This is a genomic window from Rhodococcus sp. BP22, assembly GCF_014281965.1.
Taxonomy (GTDB): Bacteria; Actinomycetota; Actinomycetes; order Mycobacteriales; family Mycobacteriaceae; genus Rhodococcoides.
The window spans coordinates 80,641-106,206 of sequence record NZ_JACFTB010000001.1 but is presented as its reverse complement, the minus strand read 5'-3'; the positions used below and the strand labels follow the sequence as shown (position 1 = coordinate 106,206).

The 25,566-nt window shown below is 62.1% G+C and carries 23 protein-coding genes; 14 read left to right on the top strand and 9 right to left on the bottom strand.

Annotated elements, in window-relative coordinates; translation table 11 throughout:
- Window positions 1-173 precede the first annotated feature (173 nt).
- The 8 genes from H2510_RS00455 (at window position 174) to H2510_RS00420 (ending at window position 9,029) form a co-directional block, all read left to right on the top strand.
- Window positions 174-764: a DUF6676 family protein gene (locus tag H2510_RS00455; protein ID WP_261392659.1), complete on the top strand. Its 591-nt coding sequence runs from the start codon at window positions 174-176 to the stop codon at window positions 762-764.
- A 478-nt stretch (window positions 765-1,242) separates the two neighbouring features.
- Window positions 1,243-2,715: an NlpC/P60 family protein gene (locus H2510_RS00450; RefSeq protein ID WP_186626469.1), complete on the top strand. Its 1,473-nt coding sequence runs from the start codon at window positions 1,243-1,245 to the stop codon at window positions 2,713-2,715.
- A gap of 224 nt (window positions 2,716-2,939) precedes the next feature.
- Window positions 2,940-4,184 carry an AAA family ATPase gene (locus H2510_RS00445; protein WP_186627047.1) on the top strand — a complete coding sequence of 415 codons (1,245 nt, stop codon included), beginning with the start codon at window positions 2,940-2,942 and terminating at the stop codon, window positions 4,182-4,184.
- Window positions 4,181-5,173: a DUF58 domain-containing protein gene (locus H2510_RS00440; protein WP_186626468.1), complete on the top strand. Its 993-nt coding sequence runs from the start codon at window positions 4,181-4,183 to the stop codon at window positions 5,171-5,173. Before H2510_RS00445 ends, H2510_RS00440 begins: the two co-directional genes overlap by 4 nt.
- A complete protein-coding gene (locus H2510_RS00435) occupies window positions 5,170-6,162 on the top strand; it encodes a VWA domain-containing protein (protein WP_186626467.1) in 993 nt (330 codons plus the stop codon). Before H2510_RS00440 ends, H2510_RS00435 begins: the two co-directional genes overlap by 4 nt.
- A 66-nt stretch (window positions 6,163-6,228) precedes the next feature.
- On the top strand, window positions 6,229-6,951 hold the full coding sequence (gene fabG1 / locus H2510_RS00430) for a 3-oxoacyl-ACP reductase FabG1 (RefSeq protein ID WP_136169040.1): 723 nt from the start codon (window positions 6,229-6,231) through the stop codon (window positions 6,949-6,951).
- A gap of 72 nt (window positions 6,952-7,023) precedes the next feature.
- Complete coding sequence (gene inhA, locus H2510_RS00425; RefSeq protein WP_186626466.1) at window positions 7,024-7,848, top strand: NADH-dependent enoyl-ACP reductase InhA; 825 nt, start codon at window positions 7,024-7,026, stop codon at window positions 7,846-7,848.
- A 113-nt stretch (window positions 7,849-7,961) separates the two neighbouring features.
- A complete protein-coding gene (locus tag H2510_RS00420; RefSeq protein WP_186626465.1) occupies window positions 7,962-9,029 on the top strand; it encodes a ferrochelatase in 1,068 nt (355 codons plus the stop codon).
- Here the strand turns inward: H2510_RS00420 and H2510_RS00415 are convergent.
- A complete protein-coding gene (locus H2510_RS00415) occupies window positions 9,026-9,847 on the bottom strand; it encodes a hypothetical protein (protein ID WP_186626464.1) in 822 nt (273 codons plus the stop codon). The two genes, H2510_RS00420 and H2510_RS00415, sit on opposite strands and share 4 nt — an antisense overlap.
- A gap of 75 nt (window positions 9,848-9,922) precedes the next feature.
- On the opposite strand from H2510_RS00415, the gene H2510_RS00410 reads away from it, so the two are divergent.
- From H2510_RS00410 to H2510_RS00400, 3 genes are read left to right on the top strand one after another with little or no spacing between them, the layout of a single operon-like run.
- Window positions 9,923-10,732 (top strand): DUF3097 domain-containing protein, encoded by an 810-nt coding sequence (locus H2510_RS00410; protein WP_136172323.1) that lies wholly within the window; start codon window positions 9,923-9,925, stop codon window positions 10,730-10,732.
- A gap of 41 nt (window positions 10,733-10,773) precedes the next feature.
- The gene (locus H2510_RS00405) at window positions 10,774-11,205 is read left to right on the top strand and encodes an NfeD family protein (protein WP_186627046.1); all 432 of its coding nucleotides are present in this window, start codon (window positions 10,774-10,776) and stop codon (window positions 11,203-11,205) included.
- A gap of 4 nt (window positions 11,206-11,209) precedes the next feature.
- Complete coding sequence (locus H2510_RS00400; RefSeq protein ID WP_186626463.1) at window positions 11,210-12,403, top strand: SPFH domain-containing protein; 1,194 nt, start codon at window positions 11,210-11,212, stop codon at window positions 12,401-12,403.
- Between the two features lie 84 nt (window positions 12,404-12,487).
- Here the strand turns inward: H2510_RS00400 and H2510_RS00395 are convergent, their stop codons facing one another.
- The 3 genes from H2510_RS00395 to H2510_RS00385 all read right to left on the bottom strand — a co-directional run bounded on the left by H2510_RS00395 (window position 12,488) and on the right by H2510_RS00385 (window position 14,422).
- The gene (locus tag H2510_RS00395) at window positions 12,488-13,006 is read right to left on the bottom strand and encodes a hypothetical protein (RefSeq protein ID WP_186626462.1); all 519 of its coding nucleotides are present in this window, start codon (window positions 13,004-13,006) and stop codon (window positions 12,488-12,490) included.
- A gap of 58 nt (window positions 13,007-13,064) precedes the next feature.
- Window positions 13,065-13,670 (bottom strand): hypothetical protein, encoded by a 606-nt coding sequence (locus H2510_RS00390; protein ID WP_186626461.1) that lies wholly within the window; start codon window positions 13,668-13,670, stop codon window positions 13,065-13,067.
- A 74-nt stretch (window positions 13,671-13,744) separates the two neighbouring features.
- Window positions 13,745-14,422: a TVP38/TMEM64 family protein gene (locus tag H2510_RS00385; protein ID WP_186626460.1), complete on the bottom strand. Its 678-nt coding sequence runs from the start codon at window positions 14,420-14,422 to the stop codon at window positions 13,745-13,747.
- Between the two features lie 165 nt (window positions 14,423-14,587).
- Here H2510_RS00385 and mutA point away from each other — a divergent pair, with 165 nt between their 5' ends.
- From mutA to meaB, 3 genes are read left to right on the top strand one after another with little or no spacing between them, the layout of a single operon-like run.
- Window positions 14,588-16,462: a methylmalonyl-CoA mutase small subunit gene (gene mutA / locus H2510_RS00380; protein WP_186626459.1), complete on the top strand. Its 1,875-nt coding sequence runs from the start codon at window positions 14,588-14,590 to the stop codon at window positions 16,460-16,462.
- A gap of 3 nt (window positions 16,463-16,465) precedes the next feature.
- Complete coding sequence (scpA, locus tag H2510_RS00375; RefSeq protein ID WP_186626458.1) at window positions 16,466-18,754, top strand: methylmalonyl-CoA mutase; 2,289 nt, start codon at window positions 16,466-16,468, stop codon at window positions 18,752-18,754.
- Window positions 18,755-18,769: 15 nt separating this feature from the next.
- Window positions 18,770-19,792: a methylmalonyl Co-A mutase-associated GTPase MeaB gene (gene meaB / locus H2510_RS00370; protein WP_186626457.1), complete on the top strand. Its 1,023-nt coding sequence runs from the start codon at window positions 18,770-18,772 to the stop codon at window positions 19,790-19,792.
- A 50-nt stretch (window positions 19,793-19,842) separates the two neighbouring features.
- On the opposite strand, the gene H2510_RS00365 is transcribed toward meaB, so the two are convergent.
- Genes H2510_RS00365 through H2510_RS00345 form a run of 5 tightly spaced genes read right to left on the bottom strand, consistent with a single transcriptional unit; the run spans window position 19,843 to window position 25,485 of the window.
- Complete coding sequence (locus H2510_RS00365) at window positions 19,843-20,874, bottom strand: nucleoside hydrolase (protein WP_186626456.1); 1,032 nt, start codon at window positions 20,872-20,874, stop codon at window positions 19,843-19,845.
- Entirely contained in the window at window positions 20,871-22,265 is a 1,395-nt protein-coding gene (locus H2510_RS00360) for a CoA transferase (protein WP_315901142.1), read from the bottom strand. Before H2510_RS00360 ends, H2510_RS00365 begins: the two co-directional genes overlap by 4 nt.
- On the bottom strand, window positions 22,262-23,533 hold the full coding sequence (locus H2510_RS00355) for a trans-acting enoyl reductase family protein (protein WP_186626455.1): 1,272 nt from the start codon (window positions 23,531-23,533) through the stop codon (window positions 22,262-22,264). Before H2510_RS00355 ends, H2510_RS00360 begins: the two co-directional genes overlap by 4 nt.
- A gap of 55 nt (window positions 23,534-23,588) precedes the next feature.
- Window positions 23,589-23,963, bottom strand: coding sequence for a DUF2784 domain-containing protein (locus tag H2510_RS00350; RefSeq protein WP_186626454.1), 375 nt, complete (start codon window positions 23,961-23,963; stop codon window positions 23,589-23,591).
- 25 nt (window positions 23,964-23,988) lie between these two features.
- A complete protein-coding gene (locus H2510_RS00345) occupies window positions 23,989-25,485 on the bottom strand; it encodes a glutamate-cysteine ligase family protein (protein WP_186626453.1) in 1,497 nt (498 codons plus the stop codon).
- Window positions 25,486-25,566 lie beyond the last annotated feature (81 nt).

Sequence of the window (25,566 nt, the reverse complement as noted above, 5' to 3'; positions counted from 1 at the left end):
ATCCTCACGCAGTGGCACTACCTTCGCAATGCAGGGCAACCTCACTACGGGCCGTGCGGTGAGTGTCCAATGCGGTCCCGGTAGGTGTCGGTGACGTAGGGTTCGGACGGGCCGCTCGTACTCTTCGGTAACGACCGCCACCCACCGACTCCGCTATTGCGACTGGACGAGAGATGCCTGATCCGATTCTTGCTTTTGTTCCGCTGGCCGCCGAAGTCCCGCCCGGCACAGACATCGATTCGATCGTGGCCGACATCGCCGAGTCCGGTGTCAGTGCGCCTTCGGCACTTCGGAGCGATCTGCAGGCCGTAGTCCAGCGTGCTGAAGAGCACGGAGTCGATCTCGGCATCGTGGTCATGGAAAAGGACCCCGTTCACGATTCTCAGTTGCGTGATCTCGCGACAGCGGTCGGGACCCAGGACGGCGGCACAGTCCTTGTCTTGAGTCCAGGTCAGGTGGGGTCCTTCAGCGACACAGTCAGTCGAGTGACTCTCGAGGCTGGGCAAGATCGCACCTATACTGGAAATCCGGTCGTGGGAGCCGACAATTTCGTCGATACGCTCGTCGGCCCGCAGACCCCGTGGGGTCTGATCACGGGTCTCATCCTGGTTCTCGTCACGGCGGTGGCAGCAGCAACTGCAGTAGCGAAGATCCGGCGTCACAAGGCGCGGAGTATCTCGACATCAGGGCTCCGCGAGGCGGAGCGGCACACGCAGGCCTCCGAACCGAGCAACTCTTCTGGTGAGTCTGCCACCGAGCGCTGAAAATCGACTCTGCCGGATACTGCAGGAACGAACGCCTCGACCATCTGGTCGGGGCGTTCGTCGTATGGCGAAAAAAGTCGAAAAAATTGCTTTCGCGTAAACACCGAGTTCAGCTCATTTGTGCTGGTCGAATTACATATGTGTTCTTTGTGACTGGAGTTTCTTTAGTGTGCAAAGTGTCGTACGGTGCCATTGGCACTGCTGGGGAAGGAGTGTCGCAGAAGGCAGAGGTCTATCCGAGTTGCCTCGGGTGACGCCTGCTTCGGGTGGGACCGACGTGGTCTACACCTGTGGTGATGCTGCGTGCTTCCTCCCTGCCCGGTGAGCGTGATTTCCGGCACCCGATGTGGGTGCTGGGTCCTCTCGTCCGGCGTCGACGAACGAGAGAACGTCGCGAGCGCCGGACCAGAGGGAGACAACTTTGAGGCGACGAGCATTCCGCGGGACACGCAGCTGCGCGTTCTCCAACACGGCGAGAATGTTCGTTGGGGCCGGAATGGTTGTTGCGTTGATAAGTGGGGCGTCCGGCGCCGCCGTCGCTGTTCCGCCGCCGCCGCCCAACCCATCCGACTCCGACCTTGCCGCCGCGGGATCCGCGGTAGAGCAACAGCTCGGTGCCGTGGGTTCGTTGATCAACCAAGTCGCGTCTGCAAACCAACAGCTCGCCCAACTCGATGCCGATGTGGCGATCAAACGCGAGGACGTCAACAAGGCCCTCGTCGACCTTCAGAATGCTCGGGACGCCGCTGACGTAGCTGCCCAACTCGTGGTCGTTGCTCAGCAGGCTCTCACCGATGCAGGTGTTCAAATCCAGGCGGCACAGCAGAAGTTCAACAACTTCGCCGTGTCGAGTTATACCCAGGGCACAGGTGTCGCCTCGGTGTCCTCGTTCCTCGGATCGAGTGGACCGGACGACGTTCTCGACCGTGCGCAGGTGCTGAAGGTTCTGTCGAACAGCCAGAACGCTGTGCTCGACGGTCTCCAGCGGGCCAGGACCGAACAGGCCAACCGTGACTCCGCCGCTCGCGAGTCCAAACAACAAGCCGATGCCGCAGCCTCGACAGCAGAGTCCAAGAAAGCAGATGCCGAGGAAGCGATAGCGACAGCCCGCGCTGCGTTGCAAGCCCAGGCAGAACAGAAGGCTGCGATCGAGAGCGAGCGCGACTCCGCGCAGAGTCAGCTCGATTCCGCACGATCGAACGTGGCGGGACTTGCCGATCAGCGCGTCGCATACTCGACCTGGGAGTCACAGAAAGCAGCCGAAGACGCGGCGATTGCTGCTGCGGCGGCAGCAGCGAAGCAAGCGGCAGTTCAAGCCGCTGCGAGGGTTGCAGCGAACCAGGCTGCAAGTGCGGCTGCAGCGGCCGCAGCAGCAGGTCAACGATCCCACACCGATATCGACGAAGATCAGGACTCTGTCGGCAGCGACTCCACCGGCGGCGACTCTGCCGACAGCACGGGTACCACAACGACCACGACACCGAAGAAGCCGCGAAGCTCAGGTCAATCGAATTCGTCGCTCACCGGCAGTGCAGCAGTCGAACTCGCCATAGACCGCGGAATGTCTCAGCTGGGCGTCCCGTACTCCTGGGGTGGCGGCGACGAAAACGGACCGACGAAAGGTATCCGGGACGGGGGAGTGGCCGATAGCTACGGCGACTACAACAAGGTGGGCTTCGACTGTTCCGGATTGATGATCTACGCGTTCGGGGGACTCGGCATCTCGCTGCCTCACTACACGGGCTATCAATACACTGCAGGCAAACAGGTCCCATCCTCCAACATGAAGCGCGGGGACATGATCTTCTATGGACCGAACGCCAGTCAGCACGTTGCGTTGTATCTGGGCGACGGGAAGATGCTGGAAGCCCCGCAATCCGGCGACATCGTGAAGATTTCGTCCGTTCGATACGACGGTATGACGCCGTATGCAGTACGTATGGTGTCCTGACAGAATTCTTCGGGGGCCACTCGGTAGGCTCGCCCCACAGGAGACATCGGTAGCCTTGGGGGGCGGCCCCACGGCGCAAGTAGTCATCGTCTGAAATAGTCGATGGTCGATACCGAACGTGCCCGAGAAGTGATTCGATTGGAAGCGGTGAATTCTTGGTGACATCACGTGACGGCGCCGAAGCGAACGGCAGCGTCTCGCAGGACAGCGGGTCGAACGGCAGCATGTCCAAGGGCGGCGTCTCGGGCGGGAATGGATCAGGCCGCACCGATGCGGCGGGGCTCGCACATGATGTGCAGATCCTCGAGAAGGCCGTGTACGAGGTCAAGCGGGTGATCGTCGGCCAGGATCGATTGGTCGAAAGAATCCTCGTAGGGCTTCTTGCACGCGGTCACGTACTCCTCGAAGGAGTGCCTGGAGTGGCGAAGACGCTTGCCGTGGAAACTTTTGCCAAGGTTGTCGGTGGAACGTTCTCTCGCGTTCAATTCACACCCGACCTGGTGCCCACCGACCTGATCGGTACCCGCATCTACCGGCAGGGTCGCGAAGAATTCGACACCGAACTAGGCCCGGTCGTTGCCAACTTCGTGCTGGCCGACGAGATCAACCGCGCGCCCGCCAAAGTACAGTCCGCATTGCTGGAAGTTATGGCGGAGCGGCAAGTGTCCATCGGTGGTCACACGTTCCCGATGCCCGACCCATTTCTTGTCATGGCGACACAGAACCCGATCGAGAACGAAGGTGTCTATCCCCTTCCTGAAGCTCAGCGTGACCGGTTCTTGTTCAAGATCGTCGTCGACTACCCCTCGGTCGAGGAAGAACGCGAAATCGTCTACCGGATGGGCACCGCAGTCCCGACTCCGAAGCAGATCCTCGATCCAGAGGAGTTGGTGCGGCTCCAAAACGTCGCGAGTTCGGTATTCGTTCATCACGCACTCGTCGACTATGTCGTCCGCGTCATCGCCGCGACGAGAACGCCGGAACAACTTGGTCTCGACGACGTCGCAAGTTGGATCGCCTACGGTGCGTCGCCGCGAGCAACTCTCGGAATCATCGCGGCATCGCGGGCCCTTGCCCTGGTGCGAGGACGTGACTACGTGGTGCCGCAGGACGTGCTCGAAGTGATCCCCGACGTTCTCCGTCACCGACTCGTCCTGTCCTACGACGCACTCGCCGACGAGGTGACTCCGGAAGATGTGATCACTCGGGTATTGCAGGCGGTGGGTCTTCCCCAGGTGGCACCTCAAGCGGTCGGTGCGCAGCAGGCCCCCCAAGCGCCGTTCGTCCCGCAGCAACCGGCGAACCAAGGCGCGGCGCCGCAGCAAGGGACGCCACAGCAGGGTGTACCGCAGCAGGGTGTACCGCAGCAGGGATTCAACCCAGGCGTGCAACAAGGACATCCCGGTCCAGCGCCATCCCTGGACAAATCCGCGGGGAGTTCCCCAGCCGTGGGTAGCCAGCAGCAGTGAGCGGGGCACTTGCCCGCGGGACGGGTCGGACACCCGACTCGCGGCCCCCGTCGTTCCGGAGCGGTGAACTACGTGACCCCACACTCGCTGCGGCGTTGCGCACCTTGGAGTTGACAGTCCGCCGTCGTCTCGACGGCGTGCTGCACGGTGACCACCTCGGGTTGATTCCGGGACCTGGTTCCGAGCCCGGCGACGCGCGGGAGTACCAGCCTGGCGACGACGTCCGACAGATGGACTGGTCTGTGACTGCTCGGACGACTCATCCACACGTTCGTCAGTCTGTTGCCGATCGCGAGCTGGAAACCTGGATGGTCGTCGATCTGTCGGGCAGTCTCGATTTCGGTACGACGGGATGCGAGAAGCGAGATCTGGCTGTCGCAGCAGCCGCCGCAATCACGCACTTGACCAGCGGCGGTGGTAATCGTGTCGGTGCTGTGGTTGCTACTGGGGCACAGACGACTCGGATCCCGGCCAGGGGTGGCCGAATCCACTCGCAGACGTTGCTGCGGACCATCGCGACGATGCCCAGTGCTGCCGACGGTGTGCGAGGAAATCTTCGCGAGGCCATCGAGGCGCTCCGCCGCCCCCAACGCAGGCGGGGGATGGCAGTGGTGATCAGTGATTTTCTCGGGCCGATCGACTGGGAGCGATCGCTGCGAGCGATCTCTGCACGACACGATGTGTTGGCAGTGGAAGTACTCGATCCTCGGGACCTCGAACTACCAGATGTCGGGGATGTGGTCCTACACGACCCCGAAACCGGTCGCACCCGTGAATTCAGCACGACGCCGCGGTTGCGTGCCGATTTCGCCGAAGCCGCCGCGTCTCATCGCGAGGACGTGGAGCGTGCGCTTCGTCGATGTGGCGCTCCGCGCCTGACACTTCGAACCGACGGCGACTGGATAGCGGACGTCGTCCGGTTCGTTTCTTCACGCCGACACACTCTCGGTTCCAGTGCAGTCAATTCGGCTCGGGCAGGTCGCCGGTGAGTCTGTCCGAGTTCACCTCACCGTGGTGGCTGCTGTTCGTGCTCGTTGTTGCCGGTTTGGTCGTCGGTTACGTATTGGCGCAGCGTCGTCGCCACAAACACACTTTGCGGTTCTCGAACATGGAACTGTTGGAGAAAGTGGCGCCGACGCGGCCGGGTTACTGGCGCCACGTGCCGACTGCACTGATCCTGGCCGGTTTGCTCGTGCTGACAATTGCGTTGGCGGGCCCGACTGCTGATCAAAAGGTGCCGCGAAACCGCGCGACGGTGATACTCGTGATCGACGTGTCGTTGTCTATGGAGGCAACGGACGTCGAACCGTCTCGGTTGGCTGCTGCACAGGAGGCAGGAAAGTCGTTCGCCGAAGGGCTGACTCCAGGTATCAACCTCGGACTCGTGGCTTTTGCTGGGACGGCGTCGGTGCTCGTATCTCCGACCGCCAATCGAGAAGCGACCAAGGCGGCCATCGACAAACTGCAATTGAGCGAACGCACGGCCACTGGCGAGGCTATTTTCACCTCCCTGCAGTCGATCGACACGCTGGGAGCCGTTCTCGGTGGCGGCGATGCGGCCCCGCCCGCTCGAATCGTCTTGTTGTCCGATGGTAAGCAGACCGTCCCGGAGAGCCCTGACGATCCGCGGGGTGGATACACTGCCGCGCGCGCCGCGAAGGACAAGAACGTACCGATCTCCACAATCTCGTTCGGAACGAGTTATGGGACAGTCGATATCGAAGACGAGTCGGGAGTCGAACGAGTTCCGGTTCCAGTCGATGATCCGTCCTTGCGGGAGATTGCCGATCTTTCCGGTGGGAGCTTCTTCACTGCGTCCTCACTCGAAGAACTGCGCGCGGTGTACGACACGTTGGAGGAGCAGATCGGGTTCGAGATCACCCGTGGAGATGCCAGCCGTCCGTGGTTGATTCTCGGAGTCGTACTCACCGCATTGGGTTTGGGCACGGCTTTGGTTCTTCGGCAACGATTGCCCTGATCCCCTGTTATTACTCACCAGTAAGTTTCGCTTTGTCATTCCGGGACGAACAGATAGGTTGCAGGCATGTCCAAACCAGACTTCATTGCTCGATCGGTACTTGTCACCGGAGGGAACCGAGGTATCGGTCTGTCCATCGCTCAGAGACTTGCGGAGGACGGCCACAAGGTGGCCGTGACGCATCGTGGTTCCGGGGTGCCCGACGGCCTGTTCGGTGTTGTCTGTGACGTCACCGATTCCGAGTCGATCGACGCCGCCTTCAAGGAGGTCGAAGCGAAGCACGGACCGGTCGAGGTTCTGGTGTCGAACGCCGGCATCACCGACGACACCCTGATCATGAGAATGAGCGAGGATCAGTTCTCTCGGGTGATCGACGCGAACCTGACCGGCGCCTTCCGAGTCGCCAAGCGCGCCAGCCGCTCGATGCTCCGTGCCCGTTACGGCCGCTTCATTTTCATCGGATCCGTCGTGGCTCTGGCAGGAACTCCCGGGCAAGCCAACTATGCGGCGTCGAAGGCCGGCGTCATCGGGCTTGCTCGGTCGCTCACCCGTGAGCTGGGGTCCCGGTCGATCACGGCGAATGTCGTCGCTCCCGGCTTCATCGACACGGAGATGACTCAGGCGTTGGACGAGAAGTACCAAGAGATGGCTGTCAGCGCTATTCCGCTTGGTCGCAAGGGTAAGACGGATGAGGTTGCAGGCGTCGTCAGTTGGCTTGCCTCAGAGGACGCCGCGTACGTCTCGGGCGCGGTCATTCCTGTCGACGGCGGTCTCGGCATGGGCCACTGACCTCTCGACTATCCGAGTTTTCGCAACTGGTACACCTCTTTTCTCATTTCGACTCGATCGGTAAGGAAGAACATGGGCGGACTGCTCGAAGGTAAGACCATCCTCATCACCGGCATCATCACCGATGCCTCGATCGCGTTCCACGCCGCAGCTATGGCACAGGAGCAAGGCGCGAAGGTCATCATCACGGGGTTCGATCGACTTCGGTTGATCGATCGCATCGCCAAGCGCCTGCCCAAGGAAGTGCCCCCAGCGATCGAACTCGACGCCACCAACGAGGAGCATCTGGCGGCCCTCGCTGATCGCATTCGTGAAGTGGCCCCCGAAGGCATCGACGGCGTCTTGCATTCGATCGCGTTTGCGCCTCGCACACTCATGGGCCCGGATGCGATGCCGTTCCTCGAGGGGCCCGGTCCCGACGCGGCGCGCGCATTCGAAATATCGGCGTGGAGTTACGCATCGCTGGCGCGGGCTGTTCTGCCTGTCATGAACGAAGGCGGTTCCATCGTCGGTATGGACTTCGATCCGCGTACCTCGATGCCGTACTACAACTGGATGGGCGTGGCGAAGGCTGCACTCGAGTCGGTCAACCGGTACGTGGCTCGTGAAGTAGGCGCTGCGAAGAAGATCAGGTCCAATCTGGTTGCCGCTGGGCCGATCAAGACTCTTGCTGCCAAGGCCATCGCCGGAACGGCTACCGGCGACGCAACCAAAATGAATCAGCTCAACGATTACTGGGCCGGCTCGGCACCCATCGGCTGGGACGTAGACAACCCGACGGTGGTCGCCAAGTCGATCGTGGCGTTGTTGTCGGATTGGTTGCCGGGAACGACCGGCTCGATCGTGTACGTCGACGGCGGCGCCAGCCACAACACCTGGTTGCCCGACGACATGTAGTCCGTCTCGCCTCATGCAAGCATCGACGCGTGGGGGCCTACCAGATGGGGGATCGATGCTTGCATGAGGCAACCTGCGCGAACCTGTTGTCTTCGAGCGCGCACAATGGGGACATGACCGAGTCTGCGGGTTTCGATGCCATCCTGGTTCTCTCCTTCGGCGGCCCGGAGGAGCCCGCCCATGTTCGGCCGTTTCTAGAAAATGTGACGCGCGGGCGTGGGGTCCCGCCCGAACGACTCGACGAAGTAGTCGAGCACTACATGCACTTCGGCGGTGTGTCGCCGATCAATGCGCTCAATCGCGACATTATCTCCGCTTTGGAAGCTGAATTCGCCACGGCCGGTGTCGACCTGCCGATCTACTTCGGTAACAGGAACTGGCATCCGATGGTCGAAGACACTCTCGCGCAGATGCAGTCGGACGGGATCGAACGTGCGCTGGTGTTTCCGACGTCGGCGTGGGGTGGTTACTCGGGTTGTCGCCAGTACCACGAGGATGTGGCCAGAGCCAGGGAAGCGGTCGGTGCCGACGCACCCGACCTGGTGAAGATCAGACAGTATTACGACCATCCCTTGCTGATCGCTGCGTTCGCCGATTCGATTACGGCCGCGATGGATTCGCTCTCCCCCGAGAATCGCTCGAAAGCGAGATTGGTGTTCACAGCACATTCGATTCCAAGCGCTGCCGACGCTAATGCCGGGCCCCCGGCCGACGGCGGCCACCTCTACAGCAGGCAGGTGGCCGAAGCGTCCAGGCTCGCTGCGGCAGCCGTCGGTGTGGACGATTACGACCTCGTCTGGCAGTCGCGGTCAGGTCCGCCCCAGGTACCGTGGCTGGAACCGGACATCTGCGACCATTTGGATGCCTTGTCGGACAACGGTGTCGAAGCGGTAGTCGTTTGTCCGGTGGGATTCGTCTCCGATCACCTCGAAGTCGTCTGGGACCTCGACACCGAGGCCGAGGAGAAGGCTCGGGAGCTCAATATCGCTTTCGCGCGGGCCTCGACACCGGGAACGGACCCTCGGTTTGCGCAGATGATCCTCGAACTCGTAGAGGAGCATCTCAGCGATGCGGCGCCGCGTGGCATCGGAAGTGTCCCGAAGTACGGCTCGACGCTCAACGGCAGCCGATGCGCAATTCGATGCTGCGAGCAGCCCGTTCGCCCGACACGCCCCAGCTAGCGGCCGGGCGCCCTGGACTCGATACTCGTCGAGAGTGCTATCGCACGAGCTTTCCGGACCGCAGCCCACAACGGTCTGATCAAATCCTCACGTGCTGCCGCACCGATTGCAGTGGCGGGTTCGGTCGGGGAAGAGTGTTGTGCCACCGAAAGAATGGCTGCCACTCGATCTGCCGACTCGAGCACTCGAAGTGCCCGATCCGACATTTCCGACGGATAGCGGTGTCGGCCGAGATCGGCGAGTTCGGCGGCGATACGTGTTCGGGGGTCTCCCAGTTCGGTTCGCGTCGGTAGTGATTGAAGCGAGCCGAGGGCTTCGGCAGCGCCACGAACCGCTTCACGCATGGCGTATTCGGCTTCCCCGAGCGTGAAGTCGCGCATCGCACGCGGCGGCAGGACGATCGAGAACACCGTCCATCGGAGGACGTCCGGCCCCTCTACGGTCGGTACGAGTCCCAGTCCTCGGTTCTCGGGATCGCCGACCAGGACGGCCTCTCCGGTCTGAATGGCCAGGCGCCCGAACAGGCTCTTCGGTGACACGTTCGACGTGGCACCAGGATGGGGGAGGAGGAGTTCGATTGCGGGGTTGGTGCGGTCACTCGGTACCTGAGCTCGAATGAGGGTGAGTAGGCCTGCCACGCCCTCGTCGCGAGGGCTCGGCCATGGTAGCCCGGTCTCGAGCGCCGTTTCTTGGTCGCCGGCAACTGCCAGATGCATCGGTGCCCACTCCGCCATCGAATCGATCACGTTGTCGGGCGCGCTGAATCCAGCCAGCCACGAGCTGGCCCACACGGCAAGGCTTGCACTTGGAGAACTCACGACTTCCAAGCATAGGTCGGCGTGGCGACGCGCGCTCGGGCGTGGGGGTGGCTACCGTTGTCGGCCGTGACGAACATGTACGGCGAAGACATACTTTCAGGACACAGCCGCATGCGAAAGGTGCCTGTCCCGCAGGTGCCGGCCGAGCGCGGACTCGTCGTCGAGGACTCCGCGACCGGCTATTGCGGTGCAGTGGTCGGGTTCGAGCGCACGTACGACGGCGATTTCGTACGCCTAGAAGATTCAGCTCGCACGACGCGGTTGTTCGCGTTGCGCGAAGCGGCGTTTCTGATCGACGGCAAACGCGTCACCCTCGTGCGTGCGACCGCATCTCCGAAGAAGGCAGAGTCGACCCGGTCGGCTTCCGGCTCTACCAAGGTCGAGGGATTGCGTGCTCGTACCGCTCGCGCCAGCCGGATCTGGGTCGAGGGCGTGCACGACGCTGCCCTGGTGGAAAGTGTGTGGGGCCACGACCTCCGGGTTGAGGGAGTCGTTGTCGAGCACCTGGAGGGGCTGGACAATCTGGGCGAGCGCCTGGCCGAATTCGAACCAGGCCCTGGCCGGCGAGTAGGTGTCCTGGTCGACCACCTCGTCACGGGATCCAAGGAGTCGAAATTGACTGCGTCTCTTGGCCCGCACGTACTTGTCACCGGTCACCCGTACATCGACGTGTGGGAAGCCGTCCGGCCGAAGGCTGTCGGAATCAGCGCGTGGCCGAAGATTCCCCGCGGTCAGGATTGGAAGACTGGAATCTGTCGCGAGCTCGGGTGGGGAACTCCGAAGGAGGGTTGGCGACATGTGTATTCGTCGGTTTCGACGTTCCGAGATCTCGAAGCGCCGTTGATCGGAGCGGTCGAACAGCTGGTCGACTTCGTAACGGAGTGAGAGCCGCCGCCCGATGTCCTATTTCTGGTTAGATGGAGGTTGTGGCGGCGATAATTTGGTTCATCGCAGGAATCGCACTCGCGGCAGCCGAGGCGCTGACGGGAGATTTCTTTCTGCTCATGATCGCCGGTGGTGCTCTTGCCACTGCCGGAATTGCGGCCGTCACGGATTTCCCAGTGTGGGCCGATGCGGTTGTGTTCGGTCTCGTGTCCTTGGTACTGGTTCTGGGTGTGCGGCCGATGTTGTTGCGACGCTTCGCCGCCCCGCCCGCGCTTGCCACCAACGCTGCTGCGTTGTCGGGCAAGAGTGCGATTGTGCTCGAACAGGTTTCGGCACACGAGGGTCAGGTGAAGCTCGGCGGCGAGGTGTGGACTGCGCGTCCCCTCGACGAATCCGAGGTCTATGCACCGGGAGTCACTGTGACCGTGATGGAAATAGACGGCGCTACTGCCGTCGTGTGGAGGGGACCGTAGTTTTATGGCAGCACTGATCGTTCTCGGCGTGATCGTTCTTCTCGTCGTCATACTCGTCGCCAAATCCGTATCGATTATTCCGCAGGCCGAGGCAGCAGTGATCGAGAGGCTCGGTCGTTATGTTCGCACCGTTTCCGGGCAGCTGACTTTCCTCGTTCCGTTCGTCGATCGGATTCGAGCGAAGGTGGATCTGCGAGAGCGTGTCGTGTCGTTCCCGCCGCAACCGGTGATCACCAAGGACAACCTGACTGTGTCGATCGACACCGTTGTGTATTTCCAGGTGACGAATCCGCAGTCCGCGGTCTATGAAATCAACAATTACATCGTGGGCGTCGAGCAGTTGACCACTACGACGCTGCGTAACGTCGTGGGCGGCATGACGCTGGAGGAAACTCTGACGTCTCGTGATCAGATCAACGGCCAATTGCGCGTCGTCCTCGACGAGGCGACAGGTCGATGGGGACTGCGGGTCGCACGCGTGGAACTGAAGAGCATCGATCCGCCTCCATCGATCCAAGAGTCGATGGAGAAGCAGATGAAGGCGGACCGTGAGAAGCGGGCCACCATTCTTACGGCAGAAGGCCACCGCGAGTCCGCGATCAAGACCGCGGAGGGCGACAAGCAGAGCCGCATTCTTGCCGCCGAGGGCGGAAAGCAAGCATCGATTCTCACAGCCGAGGGCGAGCGTCAGTCTCGGATTCTGCGGGCAGAAGGCGACCGGGCTGCGAAGTATTTGCAGGCTCAGGGGCAGGCAAAAGCAATCGAGAAGGTGTTTGCGGCCATCAAGGCAGGAAAGCCGACTCCGGAACTACTTGCTTACCAGTACATGCAGACCCTTCCCCAGATGGCGCAGGGCGACGCCAACAAGGTGTGGATGATCCCGAGCGACTTCGGTGATGCATTGAAAGGTTTTGCCAAGACCCTCGGAACACCAGGCGAGGACGGTGTTTTCCGTTACGAGCCCAGCTCGAGTATCGGCGACGAGCCCAAGGCTGCAGACGATTCCGCCGAGGTTGCCGACTGGTTCGAAACGAAAGCGGACCCCGCAGTGGCCCAGGCGGTCGCTGCAGCCGAGGCGGTTGCCCGGACACCGGTCGATACCTCGTTGGCGCCCGACCCCAGTCTGACCAAGGGCACTGACGTCGGACAACTTGCTGCACCGCAGCCCGAGACGGCTCCGCCGGCAGAGCCGAACTAGGCCCCATTCGGACTCAACAAGCTCGAATCATCCCTCGGCACGTCACTTGGTGGCGGCCGAGGGATGATGTGTATCTGCCGCAGTTCAGGTGGCGAGTGCCTGTCCGACGCCACAGACGGCAACCGCCCACATGACGCTGGTGAACGTTCCGATGATGAACTGCTCGGACGCCGCGGACGCCTGGGATCCTCGTAGCTCGGGATATCGGGCAAGGCCTTTCACCGCGAGAACGATTGCGATTCCCTCGGGCCATCCGGCCAGAATGGATGCCGCGACCGCAGTGCGCTCGAGCACTCCGATTGTGCGCCCGCCGTGTAGTGGCTCTGCGGGCGTGTCGGGGTTCGGTGTCCCGTCTCGTCGCGCCAAGCGGAAGACTTCGGCAACGATCGGCGACCCACCCGCTACGGCCGCCAGAACGGTGACGACGTAGGTGGCGGCCAGGGCGAATCCTCTGGCCGGATCGGTGGTCGTCCCGACCGCTGCCGCCGATGCCAACAAGGTGAGAGATAGTGCGGCAGGCGCCCAACGAGGAACCGAGGCTCTCGCCTGGAAGACCGAGGCTGTTGCCGACAGCCCCAGAAGTATCAGAGTCACCGCGATCATGAATTCCCCCTATGTATTCCGTGCAGTGTTGCCGAGTGCGATCGATCGGACCGATGATTCAGTAGTTTTCGGTGGTGCCGTCCAGTTCGGTGAGTAGTCGCTCGGCGAGGGCGCGGCCGGGCGCCTCGATACTCCACCGAGCTACCGACAACCGTTGAGACATGGCCTGCTTGGTGATCCCGAGAGTCTCTGCCGCGCTTTTTTGCGTATGGCCGCGGGCCATCAGGTCTGTCGCCTCATGCCCTTGTTCTGTTCTGTCGGTGATGAGTAGTGCGATCAGGGTCAATGCGGTCTCGGCATCTCGGCATGGCGTATCGAGATCTGGATTCGCAGCCGTGACGGCGACGGCAGCGGGAGCGTTCTTGGCACGGGTGACCGCGTCACGTGCTGCCTCGAAAGCCGGGCCCCGGCCCGCGCGTGTCGTGTCGGGCAGAGGCTCTTCGACCTGTCCGATGCCGATGCCGACGCTCCATGTGCCCAGTCTGACCAGTGTCAGCGTGAGGTCCACGACAGTGTGCGCGTCGGTCGCCACTGCCTGGATTTCATCGCCTGCCGTTCGTTCGAAACCTCTAAGGAGGGGAGCGTGGCGAGTCAGTTCCAGCACTGCTTCGACTCTGTCGATATCGCGTCGACTTCGACGTTGATCCACTGTCATGACGAACATGAGTCAAGCCTAGAGGCTTGATATCTCATAGTCAATGGTTAGGGCTTGATTAAGCAAAGTCAAGCTAAAAGAGTTTACTTGGACGTTTCGGAATTCGCTTTCGGCAACCGAGTCGACGCCGAGAGGCGCCAATCGATGTAGAGGCCGATCACCCCGGCAGCAATACACACACCGGAGAGCGCGAGCAGTACTGGATTCGTGTGTCCGCCGATGGCGTCGCCGAGGACGACGATGCCCACCGTTCCCGGCGCCATGCCTATCGCGGTGGCCACGGCGAACGGTACGAGCCGAATCGAAGAAACTCCACAGCAGTAGTTGACGACCGAAAACGGAACCGGTGCGATCAACCGGAGAGATCCCACCGCCAGCCATCCGCGCCGAATCAGACTGTCGTCGATCGCGCGAACGGCAGGATGTGTCATCCTCGCGGCGAACCACTCTCGACCGATAATCCGAACGAGTAGCAATGCAAGAACGGCGCTGAGGGTCGACGCACCCACCGCGACAGCGATGCCGGTGACCGGACCGAACAGAACTCCGGCAGTGAGGGTGAACAGCGTTCGCGGCACAGGCGGAATGGTCACGATCGCGTGGACGAGAAAGAACACGAGCGGAAAGACGGGCCCGATCGACAGCGCCCAGTGCCGAAGCTGTTCTGCCGACAAGTGAGGTGCCGATACCGCTGCCACGGCCAGAGTTGCGAGAAGAACCACGATGCCGATCAACCGTGGATCACGCAATCGCCTCGTCACGATCACCGAGCCTACCTGCGTCGAAGCGTTTCGCGCCGCGACCAAACCACCTCCGATTCGAACATGAGGTGATCCTCACGATACTGTCGGAGAGATCGGGTTTCACATCACAAAAGTCGCTATTGTCGACCGACTCTCGTCGATCGAGTTGAGGGAGCAGTCATCGTGCCCATTGCTTCACAAGAAGATGCCTCACGCACTGCGTATGCCGCCTGGCAGAAGGCGGTTGCCGGAGTTCTGGCAAAGTCGCGCAGAGTCGACGTCGCAGATCTGCCAGAGGATCCTGAGCGTCTCCTCGAGACGACGACCTACGACGGGGTGACGATCTCACCTCTCTACGGTCCTCGTGACGAGCACCCCGAGAACGCACTCCCTGGAGTGTTCCCTTTCGTACGTGGACGGGATGCGGCCCGAGACGTCAACGCTGGGTGGAAGGTCAGTGCCAGGTTCGGTGTCGGTGAGTCGGACGCAGCGAAGGTCAACCGGTCGATACTGGACGGCTTGAACAACGGTGTCAGCGCACTCTGGCTCCGCGTCGGCGAGAGTGATCTTCCGGCAGCTTCGATCGCCGAAGCAGTCGACGGCGTCCTGCTCGATCTCGCACCGTTGGTCGTGGACGCCGGCAACGCCACAGAGGCAGCCGCACACGCAGTGTTCGAATTGCTCGACCGGACCACCGCCGAGAATGCGGAAGCGGTGGACATTCGGCTGGGTGGTGCCACGCTCACCTCACAGTTCTCAGGGGCTCCCGCACCCGAACTTCAGACGCTCGTAGACCTGGCCGCACAGTCGGCCGCCCGCGCCGAGACCGTTCGCGCGATCACCGTCGACGGCACCGTGTTCCACAACGCCGGAGCCGGCGATGCACAGGAACTCGGAGCAGCAGTTGCTGCCGGCCTCGAATACCTCCGCGCTCTGACATCGAGTGGCCTCTCCATCGGAGATGCACTCGGGCAACTGGAGTTTCGCTTTGCAGCGACCGACGACCAGTTCCAGACAATCGCGAAGTTCCGTGCGGCACGCATTTTGTGGTCACGCGTCGCACAGGTATCCGGTGCGCCCGACGCCGGCGGCGCTCCGCAGCATGCGGTCACCTCCGAAGCGATGATGTCGCAGCGTGATCCGTGGGTGAACATGCTTCGCACCACGTTGGCGGCCTTCGGCGCGGGTATCGGCGGAGCCGACGCGATCACCGTCCTTCCGTTCGATGTGGCGCTGGAGGGGGGAGCAGCCGGGGTGTCGAAGACTTTCGCGGCGCGAATCGCAAGAAATACGCAGCTGTTGCTTCTCGAGGAGTCTCATCTCGGGCGCGTTCTCGACCCGGGTGCCGGCTCTTGGTACATCGAGCAACTCACCGATGACATCGCCGAGAAGGCATGGGCTTTCACCCAGAAGATCGAAGCCGACGGTGGTTATCGCGCTGCACTCGAGTCCGGGACGCTTGCGTCGTCGATCGCGGAGACCAAAGCCGCTCGTGATTCCGATGTCGCTCACCGCCGGACGCCGCTCACGGGTGTCAACGAGTTCCCCAACCTGGCCGAGGCGCCGCTTCCGCCGGTAGGCCCGGAGCAGGCGGGCACAGCGCCACGGGTTGCTCGGTACGGAGCTGCGTTCGAAGCTCTACGTGACCGCTCGGATGCATATCTCGCCCAGCACGATGCGCGGCCACTGGCGCTGCTCGTGCCGCTCGGGTCGGTAGCCGAGCACAATGTTCGAACGACTTTCGCCGCGAACCTATTGGCTTCGGGCGGAATCGAGTCGCAGAATCCAGGACCGCTGACAGAGTCGAGCATCGCCGAAGCCGTACGCACGGCGGGCGCTCGTATCGCGGTCGTGTGCGGCACCGACAAGCGATACACCGAAGAGGCCTCGTCCGCAGTGAGCGCGCTCCGGGCGGCCGGCATCGAACGGGTACTTCTCGCCGGGCCCGAAAAGCTGTTCACCGATATCACCGGCCAAGGTCGGCCGGACGATTTCTTGACCGCCAAGGTCGACGCCATCGCAGTTCTGTCCGATCTCCTCACCAATCTGGGGGCCTGAGAAATGACCACCAACGAAGCCGAACCACGGGTAACTCATGTCATCGGCAGTTTTGCCGATGTTCCACTGAAGGATCCGCAGTCGCCGCCCCCGTCCTCGCCCACGGCCGAAGAAGCATCGGAGCACATTGCAGCGGGTGCGAAGGCCAACAACTACTCCGCCGAGCAGGTTGTGTGGTCCACTCCCGAAGGTATCGACGTCAAGCCTGTGTTCACCAAGGCCGATCGCGATGCCGCCGAAGCCGAGGGCTACCCGCTCGACAGCTATCCGGGCACGCCGCCGTTCATTCGTGGGCCCTACCCGACGATGTACGTCAACCAGCCGTGGACGATTCGTCAGTACGCCGGATTCTCGACTGCGGCGGAATCGAATGCGTTCTATAGGCGAAATCTCGCGGCCGGTCAGAAGGGTCTGTCGGTTGCGTTCGATCTGGCGACCCACCGCGGGTACGACTCGGATCATCCTCGCGTACAGGGCGATGTGGGTATGGCCGGTGTAGCGATCGATTCGATCTACGACATGCGGCAGTTGTTCGACGGTATCGATCTCGGTAGCGTGTCGGTATCGATGACGATGAACGGTGCCGTGCTGCCCATCCTCGCGCTGTACGTCGCTGCGGCCGAGGAACAGGGCGTCGGGCCGGAGAAACTTGCCGGGACCATTCAGAACGACATCCTCAAAGAGTTCATGGTCCGTAACACCTACATCTATCCGCCGAAACCGTCGATGCGGATCATCTCGGACATCTTCGCGTATTCGAGTGCGAACATGCCGAAGTACAACTCGATCTCGATCTCGGGCTATCACATCCAAGAGGCCGGTGCGACAGCCGATCTCGAATTGGCATACACCCTTGCCGACGGCGTCGAGTACATCCGCGCAGGTCTGGCCGCGGGAATGGACATCGATACGTTCGCGCCTCGGCTTTCCTTCTTCTGGGCCATCGGGATGAACTTCTTCATGGAGGTTGCCAAGCTGCGTGCAGGCCGGTTGCTGTGGGCAGAGTTGGTGGCGAAATTCGAGCCTAAGAGCGCCAAATCGTTGTCACTGCGTACACATTCGCAGACTTCAGGATGGTCTCTGACTGCCCAGGACGTGTTCAACAACGTCGCACGCACGTGTGTGGAGGCGATGGCCGCAACCCAGGGGCACACGCAGTCGCTACACACCAACGCACTCGACGAAGCATTGGCGCTGCCTACTGACTTCTCCGCTCGCATCGCCCGTAACACGCAGTTGCTGATTCAGCAGGAGTCGAACACGGTACGACCGATCGACCCGTGGGGCGGCTCTCACTACGTCGAATGGCTCACTCACCAGCTTGCGAACCGCGCACGGGCACACATCGCCGAGGTCGAAGCTGCAGGAGGAATGGCGCAGGCCATCGGCGAAGGCATTCCGAAGTTGCGGATCGAGGAAGCAGCTGCCCGAACCCAGGCTCGTATCGACTCCGGTCGCCAGCCGCTCGTCGGCGTCAACAAATACGTGCCGGACGAGCCCGACACTATCGAGGTTCTCAAGGTCGAGAACTCGAAGGTCCGCAAAGAACAGATCGACAAACTGAAGCGCCTCCGCGCGGAAAGAAACACCGAAGAGGTGGAGGCCGCGCTGGCGAACCTGACGCGTGCAGCGGCGTCCGACGAGCCCGGTATGGAAAACAACCTGCTGAATCTGGCGATCGACGCTGCCCGCAAGATGGCGACGGTCGGAGAGATTTCCGACGCACTGGAGAAGGTTTACGGGCGGCATCAGGCCGAAATCCGGACAATCAGTGGTGTGTACCGCGATGAAGCAGGAAAGTCCGAGAACCTGATCAAGGCGACAGAGTTGGTGGAGAAGTTCTCCGAGGACGAAGGTCGACGTCCCCGCGTTCTGGTGTGCAAGATGGGCCAGGACGGCCACGATCGTGGTCAGAAGGTCATTGCGACTGCGTTCGCCGACATCGGATTCGACGTCGACGTCGGACCGCTGTTCCAGACTCCTGAAGAGGTTGCGCGGCAGGCGGCCGACAACGACGTACACGTCGTCGGTGTGTCCTCACTCGCAGCAGGCCACTTGACGTTGGTGCCTGCACTTCGGGAAGCACTCGCAGCGGTCGATCGGCCCGACATCATGATCGTCGTCGGTGGCGTCATCCCGCCCGGCGACTTCGAGGAGTTGTATGCCGCAGGCGCTGCCGCGATCTTCCCACCCGGGACGGTCATCGCCGATGCCGCTATCGGACTTGTCCAGAAAATCTCCGAACAGCTCGGTCACGGAAACGGGCCGGAGCCGCACGAGGCGACGGCGTGATCGTGACGTACTCACATGAGTAGCTCGACCAGAACGCCGCTCGAGATCGATATCGACGCGGTGGCGAAGTCGGTCCTCGCCAACGATCGTTCCGGGCTCGCTCGGGCGATCACGTTGGTCGAGTCGACGCGAGCGGATCATCGCGACCTTGCACAGCAACTGCTTCTGCAACTGCTGCCGAAGGCCGGAGGCGCACACCGCGTCGGCATCACCGGAGTTCCGGGGGTAGGGAAGTCGACGTTCATCGACGCACTCGGCATGCGGTTGATCGAGCAGGGCCATCGGGTCGCGGTCTTGGCCGTCGATCCCTCGTCCACCCGTACAGGTGGGTCGATTCTGGGCGATAAGACCCGGATGGCTCGGCTGTCGGTGGAGAAGGACGCCTACATTCGTCCCTCGCCGACGTCGGGCACTCTCGGGGGAGTGACGCGAGCGACCCGCGAGACCATCGTTCTGCTCGAGGCTGCGGGATTCGACGTCATCCTCGTCGAGACCGTCGGGGTAGGGCAGTCGGAGGTGTCGGTTGCCAACATGGTGGACTGCTTCGCATTCTTGACTCTGGCCCGGACCGGAGATCAGTTGCAGGGCATCAAGAAAGGTGTCCTCGAGCTGGCCGATCTGGTGGCTGTGAACAAGGCTGACGGCAAACACATCATGGAGGCCAAGAGCGCGGCCAGGGAGTTGGCAGGCGCGCTTCGGATGATCTATCCGCACGATGCGATTTGGAAGCCACCGGTTCTCACTATCAGCGCGATCGAGGGGACCGGGCTCGACGAATTCTGGAACACCGTTCTGAGGCATCGACAGGTGCTCACCGACGCCGGTGAGTTCGCCGAAAAGCGTCGACGCCAGCAGGTCGACTGGATGTGGTCGATGGTCAACGATCAGATGCTGCGCCGGATCGCACAGAATCCTGCGGTGAAAGCTATTCGCGTCGGGGTCGAAGAGCGCGTTCGTGACGGGTCTTTGACCGCGGCATTGGCAGCTCAGGAGTTGCTCGACACCTTCGACGCTGCCGCGCCATCCGCCTGGACGTAGTTCGATTGTGAACATCCTGTACCCCTGCACTTTCCGAGGAATCGGTAGTGTCAGGGGTACAGGCGTGCGGCCATCGCTCCGATGCGTTCGATCAGGTCGTCGAAGAATGCTTCCGGATCTGTTGTCGATGCGATTGCCGCGTTGAGCGGGCGGCCCCACATCCCTCTCCAGTCCGCAACCGTTGTCCCGCGGGTGAGGGTTCCGTCCAGTTCGATATCCACGGTGGCTGTGCGCAGAGTCACGATCGCGGGATTCAGTGCTACGGCAGCGACGAACGGATCGTGCATGTGCGCCAGGAATCCTTGGTCGTGATCGCGGTGAAACTCCATGTAGAAGCGGACTGCATCGGAAAAGTGGCGCACGACCGCGTTGGACGCGGTGGATCTGATATCGGATCCATCTGTCTCCGAAATGATCTCGCGCGGAGTACTTCCCGCGCGATCGGCCAACCGCGCGATGTGGTGGGGGATCATTTCGATGGTCTCGGTGATGTCGAGTGGACACACGACAGGTAAGCGAGCCTCTGGAAGGCCGGAGAATGCCGCGAACACTTCCGATGCTGCCTCCGGATCGACTGCGATATTCCATTCGCTCGTCGGTGTCGTGTTACCGGGGTGCTGAAAAGCCCCACCCATCAACACGAGTCGCTTCAACAGTCGCGGAAGGTCTGGATCGATTCGAACAGCCTGTGCGAGATTGGTCAACGGCCCGGTGACCAATCCGACGATCTCGCCTGGCCGTTCGCGTACCAGTTCCACCCAGGCAGTTGCTGCATCACGATTCGACAGTGAGCGATCGGAAACCGGAAGGTCGGCGTACCCGACTCCGCGTGGGCCGTGCGTTTCTTCGGTCGTCATGAGCGGGGATGCCAGCGGCACCTGTGCACCCAGCGTCACCTCGATGTCGGTTGCCTTGCACAGGTCGAGCCACGCCAGGTTGTTTGCAGCCACCTGGTTCGCCGAGACGTTACCTGCGGTCGATGCGATCGACAGGATCTCGGCTTCGGGGCTGGCCAACAGGTAGAGCAGAGCCAAGGAGTCGTCGATTCCGGTGTCGACGTCGACGATCAGTGGAATGGTCATGCGGAAGTGGGTCCTCGGTCGTCGTCGAAGCTCGGGGCGTGCGAACCGAGCGGGTGCGCTGGAAACGGGTAGTCGCTGTAGTCCGCGAGCGCAGGCAAGGCGGTCGTCGTAGGTCCATGTGTGACGGTGGAGTCCGGACCGGGTAAGGACGCAGCGTCGGGGTGTTCGGTCCGACCTCCTGCGGAGGTGAGCCAGGAGGCTGTTCGCGCCAGTGACACCGATACATCGCAGCCTGATCCCGAAATGCGTGTTGCGGTGAGTGCATCCACGATGCCCGCGGCGAGTAGGTAACCACTGGCATGATCGAGTGCCTGCGCGGGCAAGGCGCCAGGATCGTTCTCGGATCCCTCGATCACCGCTATCCCGCTCGCGGCTTGGACGATGCTGTCGAAACCACGCTGGAGCCATGCATTGTTCTGCCGAGCACCGTGCCCCCACGCCGACACCGATCCACACACGATCCCCGGCCGAAACGAGCTGGGTAGGAAGCCGAAGTTCTCGATGGCGCCCGGTCGGTAGCCTGAGAGAAAGACATCGGACTGGGCGCACAATTGTCGAGCCGTGTTCAATCCTTCGACAGTTTTCATATCGAGTAGGGCGCTACGTTTGCCCTGGCCGTTTTCCATGTGTTGCCACCCGATCTCGGGTAGGTCCGGTGGGTCGATGCGCAGAACACTCGCGCCGAGAAGCGCAAGGGCGCGCGATGCAACGGGTCCTGCAATTACACGGGTCGAGTCGAGTACCCGAAGTCCGCGCAATGGATATTGTTGTGTCGCAGCGTAATCGGGGCGCGGTGCTGCATCGGATCGATGAATGGATCGAACGAGAGGCTCGGAGGCAACCGCTGCGCCTACCTCGTGTTCGGCCCACTCCTGCTCGGTGCGGACCCGGACCGCTATCGCACCGGCGCGTGCGCATCGGCGCTCGATGGTGGCGCTGTCGAGCGATCCGATGCGCATCCGGGCCGCGTCGACTGTTGCTGTTTCGTCGAGGCCGATCGCTCGCAACAACGCACGTCGATGGTGGGGATAGTTGGCGTGCGTGCGTACCCAACCGTCCGCGCATTCGAAGAACCCCGAGAGTTCGGCGAAGGCGCGTACCGGCTCACCGTTTTCCCGGTACATGCGGTCACCGCTGAAGGACGCGGAAATGCGATCGGGGCTGAGTTTCCACGCAGTGGTATCGAGTCCCACGCTTCGCCGATACCGATCCACTGATGACGCGAACGCTGCGACAGCACCGGATGCGAGTGCGCGTACCGGCAATACAGCCGACAGTCGATCGCCCCACGGCGCCGTCACGAACTCGCTGTAGGCGCCGGACACCCCCACCGATTTCTCGTACGCTCGCAGGAGATCGGTGTGGGCATCGGACCCGTCGGCTACCGTCACTCCTTGCGAGCCCAGATTTCCAGGCCCGCATCTTGGAGGCGAGTCACCAGTGCATCACCGATTCCCGTTGCTGGAGTGAGTACTCCAGCAGCCTCGGGCAGGCTGTCTCGGTTGTGAACAAGAGCGAGCGCTGACTCGCTGAGCATCACCGCGGTGGCCTTGTAGCCTGGATCGCCGTCGGCCTTCACCCGCGAACGGTATCGAGCACCGGACGTCGTGGTCGTGTATACGTCCATCGTGAAGTGACCGTTCTCCTGCGCCTGGGTGCTCGGCCCCTTGCCGGGCTCGGGCAGGATGCGGTCGAGCAGCTTGCCGGGCAGAACTGTCATTCCCACCAACGCGGCGCCGAGCCCGACGGAGACTGCACCGGCAATGACGGGAGACGCGAACGAGGTACCGACGTTCATCACCTCACGGTAACGAAACTGCTTGCCGTAAGCCCAATCTCGAAGAGCATTGCTTCGCCGGACGACGCGGGTGTTGTACGACGCCATGAAGAACGGAGCTTTCCATCCTCGAACGCTGGGGGAGATCTGGGTGCCGTTGACGACCTGAGCATCGAGTTGCCGACCGAAGTCGGTCTCGCGGCTACGGTCCGGGCTCAGAGAATAGGGGCGAGCGGCAAGCCTGCGAAGTTTGCCGTCTTTCTTCATCTCGGCGAGTTGTGTCCGAACCGAGTCGATGGTGCCGCCGCTGACGCCGCCGCGCATCGAGGAGACCACAAGGGTGGTGTCGGTCAGTTCGCCGGCACCATCGGCTGCCACGGCTGCGTGCAGAACGTGGACACCGATATCGGAGGGTATCGAGTCGAATCCACAGGAATGGACGATGCGGGCGCCGGACTTCTGGGCGATCTCGTGGTTTTTGTCGATACTTTGACGAGCGAAAAGTACTTCGCCGGTCAGATCGACGTAGTCGGTGCCGGCGACCGCGCATGCGGTAGCGAGTGGCAGTCCGAACTTCGCGTAGGGGCCGACGGTAGTGATCACGACGCGAGTGGATTCAGCGAGAGCTCGGAGCGCGTCTTCGTCCGCAGCGTCGGCCTCGACGATGGGCCACTGCGCCGCGGCGGCGGGGAGGGTGCGCCGCACCGCCTCGACACGGGAAGTAGACCGGCCTGCGAGGGCTATGACAGTTCCTTCCGGGGCGTGGCGGGCCAAATAGTCGGCAGTAAGACGTCCGACGAAGCCTGTTGCGCCATAGACGACTATGTCGTATGAGCAGGTTTTGTCAGCGGTTTCGGCGGGTTCGGGAACACTCGAAGTCATGTACTCGACAGTAACGTGCATCACGCCGAGAGTCGACGACGCCCACCATCCTCGATCAGGTTGCGCTGAAGTGCCGCGACCGCGACCGGAGCACCATAAATCCCGCCCACGAGATGGCGACGGTGCAGATAGCCGCAAACCGAACCACGCCGAGCATGCTTTCGGGGTAGACGACCCCGGTGAGGTAGTAGTCGATGAAACCGGTAGACGGCAGCGCTGATCCGCCGCCGCGCACTCGGGCCCAGCTTTCGAGTTGGGTCAGCGGGCAATCGACGCCGATCACTATCGAGACGAACCCCCACGCCACTGCGGCGCCATGCAGCCAAATTGTGCGTCGATAGCGCCAGGCCAGAAAACCGCCCGCAACGACATACACGACGAACGCGAGGTGCGCCGCTACCGTGATGTCGGCCAGCGCCCGGAACATCATGAACCGATCCTATGCCCCCAGAGGGTCAGAAAGACCAGGTGTGGACCGGTTCGCCTTCGTTCATCAATGTGATGTAGTCACCGAGCATCCCGGCCAGCGCGGACTCTCGGTCCTCTCCCGCACGCTCGCGCGCCACTACCGCCTCGCGTTGCCAGACCGAGCCCGAACGTCGAGCCAAGCAGCGGCCCTCGATTATGCCGAGATACTTCTCGCGCACGGCGACATCCACGCCGTAGGACGCGAGCCCGGCGTCTGCCATCGGTAATAGCCGTCGAAGGACCAATTCCTGCGGACTCACCGAACCTACTTCCGGCCAGTAGAGCCGAGAATCGAATCCGCCTCGAGCGGCTGAATGCAAGTTTTCCTCAGCCGCATCGAACGACATCTGCGACCACAGTGGCCTATCGGCGTCTGCGAGCGAGCGGACGGTCCCGTAGTAGAACGCGGCGTCAGCGAGCGTGTCCACGATCGACGGACCGGCGGGTAGCACCCTGTTCTCGAGCCGAATGTGGTGACCGCCGGACGAGCGATCGTAGATGGGCCGATTCCAGCGATAGACGGTCCCGTTGTGCATGCGCAACTCGGACAGGTTCGGTGTCACGCCCTCCGCCAACGCTGCCAGTGGATCCTCGTCGCTGCAGACGGGCAGCAGCGCTGGAAAGTATCGTGAGTTCTCCTCGAACAGGTCGAAGATCGAGGTGATCCATCGTTCACCGAACCAGACCCTCGGCCGTACTCCTTGATTCACCAATTCCTTCGGCCTGGTGTCGGTTGCCTGCTCGAACAACGGGATACGAGTCTCGTGCCACAGTGCACGGCCGGCAAGGAACGGTGAATTGGCCGCGAGCGCCACCTGTACCCCGGCGAGCGCCTGCGCGGCATTCCAATGCGAGGCGAATTCTTCCGGGGCCACCTGTAGGTGGAGTTGCACCGACGTGCAGGCCGCTTCGGGCAGGATCGTGTCCGTGATTGTCGACAACATCTCGGCAGAATCTGCTCCGGGCAACCGGACCCCGAGGATATCGAGTTCGATATCCTCGCCGCGAGCGGCAAAGATCTGTTGGTTGAGGAGGTCGTACCTGGGGTTCGCCGACAACCAGCGATGCTCGAAGTGCTTCTCGGTCAACGTCGGCAGCATTCCGATCATCGCGAGTCTGCTACCCGACGCCCGTGCACGCTCGTCAGCAGCATTGAGCGAAGTCCGCAGATCGCGTTCGAGATCTTCGATGCTGCTGCCGCGCAACGGTCGTGGTTCGACGTTGATCTCGATGTTGAACTGGCCGAGTTCCGTCTGAAAGTCCGGGTCGGCAATCGCGTCGAGGACGGTCGCGTTGGCCATCGCAGGTGCCATGGCTTCGTCGACGAGATTGAGTTCGATCTCCATCCCTATTTGCGGTTGACCGACCTCGAATGTCTGTTCCGCAAGCATGATCGCGAGTGCATCGAGGCAGTCCTGAACCTTCTGTCGGAACCGATGACGGTCCTCCCTGGTGAACTTCCGCTGTTCGACATCGTCGCCCATACCCCAACCGCCTATCCGTCACCACGCCCGAGACCCGATCTTCGCAAACCGGTATTCCCTCGAGTGTCGCAGCACAAACGT